The 4978-nt window shown below is 73.8% G+C and carries 2 protein-coding genes and 1 pseudogene; 1 reads left to right on the top strand and 2 read right to left on the bottom strand.

The window, feature by feature from the left end:
* Nucleotides 1–515 (bottom strand): annotated as a pseudogene (locus tag RIN80_RS13055) (hypothetical protein); the annotation flags it as partial.
* Nucleotides 512–4006 carry a DNA polymerase III subunit alpha gene (locus RIN80_RS13060; RefSeq protein WP_309095746.1) on the bottom strand — a complete coding sequence of 1165 codons (3495 nt, stop codon included), beginning with the start codon at nt 4004–4006 and terminating at the stop codon, nt 512–514. The pseudogene RIN80_RS13055 and the gene RIN80_RS13060, both read right to left, overlap by 4 nt.
* A 152-nt stretch (nt 4007–4158) precedes the next feature.
* Here RIN80_RS13060 and RIN80_RS13065 point away from each other — a divergent pair.
* On the top strand, nt 4159–4978 hold an 820-nt coding region (locus RIN80_RS13065; RefSeq protein WP_309095747.1), incomplete at its 3' end, for a DUF3533 domain-containing protein.

The following is a 4978-nucleotide window of genomic DNA, read 5'->3' on the forward strand; positions in this document are numbered from 1 at the left end:
CGGCCGCGGTCGACACCGTTCGCCTTCTCGCGCAGCTCGCGGCCCGCCTTCGCGCCGACCAGCCGCTGGAGCGTGGACAGCGGCGCGGTGGCGACCCGGCCGAGGGTGTCGAGGCCGTAGTCGGTCAGGGTGCGCGAGGTCGCGGCGCCCACGCCGGGCAGCGCCGAGACGGGCTTGTCCGCGAGGAACTCCGCGATGGCGTCCGGCTCCTCGGGCACCGCGCACGTCACCCCGGGCACGGCGTGGCGCAGCGCCACCCGGGCCAGCATCGGCCCGGGCCCCGCGCCGATCACGCAGTCCACGCCGTACAGGGCGAGGGCGCGCACCCGGATCACCGAGGCCAGTTCGACGGCGTCCCGCCCGAAGTACCGCTCGGCACCCCGCAGGTCGGCCAGCGCCCCGTCCGGTGGCAGGGCCTGGACGACGGGTGTGAACTCCTCCAGCATCCCGAGCAACCGCGGCAGATCGGCCTCGCTCGTCGGAGGCAGCTGGAAACGTACGCAGAGGATGGTCATCCCGCACTCCCCGGACTCTGGTGCCACAACTTCCTTCCCACCGCGGGCCCTTCACCCGCGGGACGCAGATCGGCCCAGGGGTGCATCTCGTACCCCGTGGCCATGCGGATCCTCCGCCGTTCCATCGGGTCCTGGGCGGCGGAACCCGTCGGCGCGGGCGCGCCCTCCGACCCGGCGAGCCGCCGGCGCGCGGCCCCCTCGCCGTCGTCACCGGAACCGTCGCCACCGCCGGTCTCTCCGCCCCCGGCCAGCCGGGCCGCGACCCCCTCAAGACCTTCTTCCCGGCGCACGTCGAGCAGGTCCGCGAGGTTCCAGACGGCGCTGCCCACCACGCTGAGACTGCGCGGCCCGCGCCGCTGCACCACCCCGCGCACCAGCAGCAGCCAGGAGTGGAAGACGGTGTGGGCGCAGGCGTCGTGGGAGTCGTCGAAGAAGGCGAGGTCGACCAGGCCCGTGCCGTCGTCCAGGGTGGAGAAGATGACCCGCCTGCCGGACCGGATCGGTGGCGTCTGGGTGGCCGCCTTGGCTCCCGCGACCAGCACCGTCTCCCCGTGCCGCGCCTCGCGCAGCCGACGCGCCGACACCACGCCCAGCTCGTCGAGGAACTGCCGGTGGTCGTCCATCAGGTGGCGCGAGGCGTCCATGGAGAGCACGCCCAGCTCGGCGCTGAGCCGCTCCGCGGAGGTGAGGTCGGGCAGTCCGGCCGGTGCCGTCCGCCGCCCGCCGGCCAACGGCAGCTGTCCACCGCCCGCGCCCCGCGCGCCCCGGTGCAGCTCGGTCAGATGCAGTTGCAGGTCGCGGCGGTTGGCGCCGAACGCGTCCAGCGCGCCCACCTGCGCGAGCCGCTGGGCCAGCGGACGGCTGGGGCGGCCCCGCTCCCAGAAGTCGACCAGCGAGGCGTACGGCTGCCCTTCGGCGATCCGCGCCGCCTCGGCCTCGCTGATGCCGTGCACATCGGAGAGCGCCAGCCGCAGACCCCATTTACCGGACACCAGTTCGATACGGTGGGCGGCGCCCGACTTGTTCACGTCCAGCGGCAGCACGGGCACCCCGCGCCGCCGCGCGTCCGCCAGCAGCAGCCGCTTCGGGTACATCCCGGGGTCGTGCGTGAGCAATCCGGCGTAGAAGGCGGCCGGGTGATGCGCCTTCAGCCACGCCGACTGGTAGGTCGGCACGGCGAAGGCGACCGCGTGCGCCTTGCAGAAACCGTACGACCCGAAGGCCTCGACGATCTCCCAGGTGCGCTGAATCGTTTCCGCGTCATAGCCGTTCGCCGCCGCGTGCTGGGCGAACCACACCTTGATCCGCCCCTGCGACTCGGCGTCGGACAGCCCGCGCCGCACCCGGTCGGCCTCACCGCGCCCGCAGCCGGTCATGATGTCGACGATGTCGATGATCTGCTCGTGGAAGACGACGACCCCGTACGTCTCCTTCAGCGGCCCTTCCAGATCCGGGTGCGGATACCGGATGGGCGCCCGCCCGTGCCGCGCCTCGATGAACGGCCGCACCATGTCGGCGGCGACCGGCCCGGGCCGGAACAGCGAGATGTCGACCACGAGGTCGTGGAAGGTGGCCGGCTGCAGCCGCCCGACCAGGTCCCGCTGCCCCGGCGACTCGATCTGGAAGCAGCCGAGCGTCTCGGTGGACCGGATCAGCCGGTAGGTCTCCGGATCCCCCTCGGGCAGGGCGTCCAGGTCGACCCTCTCCCCCGAGACCCGCTCCACCTCCCGCACCGCGTGCGCCATGGCCGACTGCATCCGCACACCCAGCACGTCCAGCTTCAGCAGCCCGAGGTCCTCGACGTCGTCCTTGTCGAACTGCGACATCGGGAAGCCCTCGCCGCTGGTCGGCATGACCGGCGTGCGCGCCAGCAGCGAGGCGTCGGACAGCAGCACCCCGCACGGGTGCATGGCGACCCCGCGCGGCAGGGCGTCCAGCGCCTCGACCAGCTCCCACAGCCTGCCGTACTTCTCCTTCTCCCCCGCCAGCGCGCGCAGCTCGGGCAGTTCCTCCAGCGCGGCCCGGGCGTCCCGCGCCCGGATGTGCGGAAAGGACTTGGCGACCCGGTCGATCTCGGCCGGGTCCATGGACAGGGCGGCCCCCACGTCCCGGATCGCGTGCCGTACGCGGTACGTCTCCGGCATCGCGACCGTGGCGACCCGCTCGGCACCGAACCGGTCGATGATCTTGCGGTACACCTCCAGCCGGCGCGCGGACTCCACGTCGATGTCGATGTCGGGCAGCACGACCCGCTCCTTGGACAGGAACCGCTCCATCAGCAGCCGGTGCTCGATCGGGTCGGCGTGCGCGATGCCGAGCAGATGGTTGACGAGCGACCCGGCCCCGGACCCCCGGGCGGCCACCCGGATGCCCATCTCCCGGACGTCGTCGACCACTTGGGCGACGGTGAGGAAGTAGGAGGCGAACCCGTGGTGGGCGATGATGTCCAGCTCGTGGTGCATCCGCTCCCAGTACTCCCGCCGCCGGTCGTACCCGCGCAGCACCATTCCCGCCGCCGCCCGTGAGGCCAGTGCCCGCTGGGCGGTGCGGCGCCCGGCGCCGACCAGATGCGGCTCGGGGAAGCGGACGGTGCCGATCCCGAGATCGTCCTCGGGGTCGACCAGGCACGCGGCGGCGGTGGCCGCGGTCTGCTCCAGCAGCCGGTGCGCGAGCTCCCGCCGGAACCCTGCGGCCTCCACGATCCGCTCGGCCGCGTGCGCCATGGCCCCCGGGTCCTTGAGCCAGGCCTCACCGGAGTCCAGCTCCTTGGTGGGGTCGATGGGCACCAGGCGCCGGGCCGCGTCCAGGACGTCGGCGACCGGCCCCAGACCCGGGTCGGCGTACCGTACGGCGTTGCTGAGCACGGGCCGGACGCCCTGCTCGGCGGCGAACCCGACGGTGCGGGCGGCCAGCCGCAGCGATCCGGCCCCGGTCCCGTTCCGGCCGTGCCAGACGGCCTCCAGCCGCAGGTCGTCGCCGTAGACCTCCCGCCAGGGCACCAGCAGCCGGGCCGCCCGGTCGGGGCGTCCCGCGGCCAGGGCGCGCCCGACGTCGGAGTCGGGCCCGAGCAGCACGGTCAGTCCCTCGCCACGGTTGTGCTCCCAGGGCAGCAGGGGCGTCGCCCCCTCCCCCTCGTGCGCCGCCGAGACGAGCCGGCACAGCGCGGCCCACCCCCGGGCACCGTCCCGGGCGAGGAAGACCGCACGGGGGGCCGACTCGTCGACGAAGGCACCTCCGCGCACCGGGGTCCGGCGCCGCTCCTGCTTCCCGGCGCCCAGCCCGACCGCCAGATCCGCCCCGAACAGCGGACGGACCCCGTGCTCGGCGCAGGCCTTGGCGAACCGGACCGCACCGGCGACCGTGTCGCGATCGGTGAGGGCCAGGGCTTCCATGCCCCTCTCGGAGGCACGTTCGGCCAGCCGCTCCGGGTGCGAGGCGCCATGGCGCAACGAGAATCCGGAGACGGTGTGCAGATGCGTGAACTCCGGCACACGCACCTCCCGCACTCGTGAGCAACCCGCTCTCGAACATCTGTTCCCAGCTACCTCACCCCCACCATACCTCCATCCTCGAATGTATGTGCGACATCCGTTCGGCCCCGCCCCACCTGCGGAAACACCCGGCGGCCCCCGACCGTGGAGGCATGCCGCACCGCTCGTTCCGTGCCGAGGTGACCGACGCCGTCACCCCCCGTGCCACCCTGCTCATCCTCGGTGTGGTCGCACTCCAGCTGCTCTTCATCGCCTCGTACGTGGGAGCGCTGCACGACCCGAAACCCCGGGACGTGCCGATCGGCGTGGTGGCCCCCCAGGCCGCGGCCGAGCAGACGACGACCCGCCTGGAACGGCTCCCCGGCTCCCCCCTGGACCCCCGCACCCTGCCGGACGAGGCGACGGCCCGGACCGGGATCAGCAACCGCGACATCGACGCCGCGCTGATCATCGACCCGTCCGGCACCACCGACACGCTCCTGGTCGCCTCCGGCGGCGGCCGGGTCCTGTCCACCACGCTGACGGCCCTCGTCACGAACCTGGAGAAGTCCGAGCGGCGCACCCTCCGCACCGTCGACGTGATCCCGTCCGCGCCCCACGACCCCAACGGCCTGTCGTCCTTCTACCTGGTGATCGGCTGGTGCGTGGGCGGCTACCTGGGCGCCGCGGCCCTCGCCGTCAGCGCCGGCGCCAAACCCTCCAACCCTTCCCGCGCCGCGATCCGCCTGGGGGCGACGGCCCTCGTCGCGATCGTCGGCGGCCTCGGCGGAGCCCTCATCGCCGGCCCGGTCCTCGACGCCCTGCCCGGCGGCACGGCTGCCCTCTGGGGCCTGGGTGCCCTGATCATCTTCGCCGTGGGAGCGGCCACCCTGGCCCTGCAGGGCCTCTTCGGCACGATCGGCATCGGCCTGGTCATCCTGCTGGTGGTCGTCCTCGGCAACCCGAGCGCGGGCGGCGCCCTGCCCCCACCCC

This window comes from Streptomyces sp. (assembly GCF_031181705.1).
In the GTDB taxonomy this organism is placed as follows: domain Bacteria; phylum Actinomycetota; class Actinomycetes; order Streptomycetales; family Streptomycetaceae; genus Streptomyces.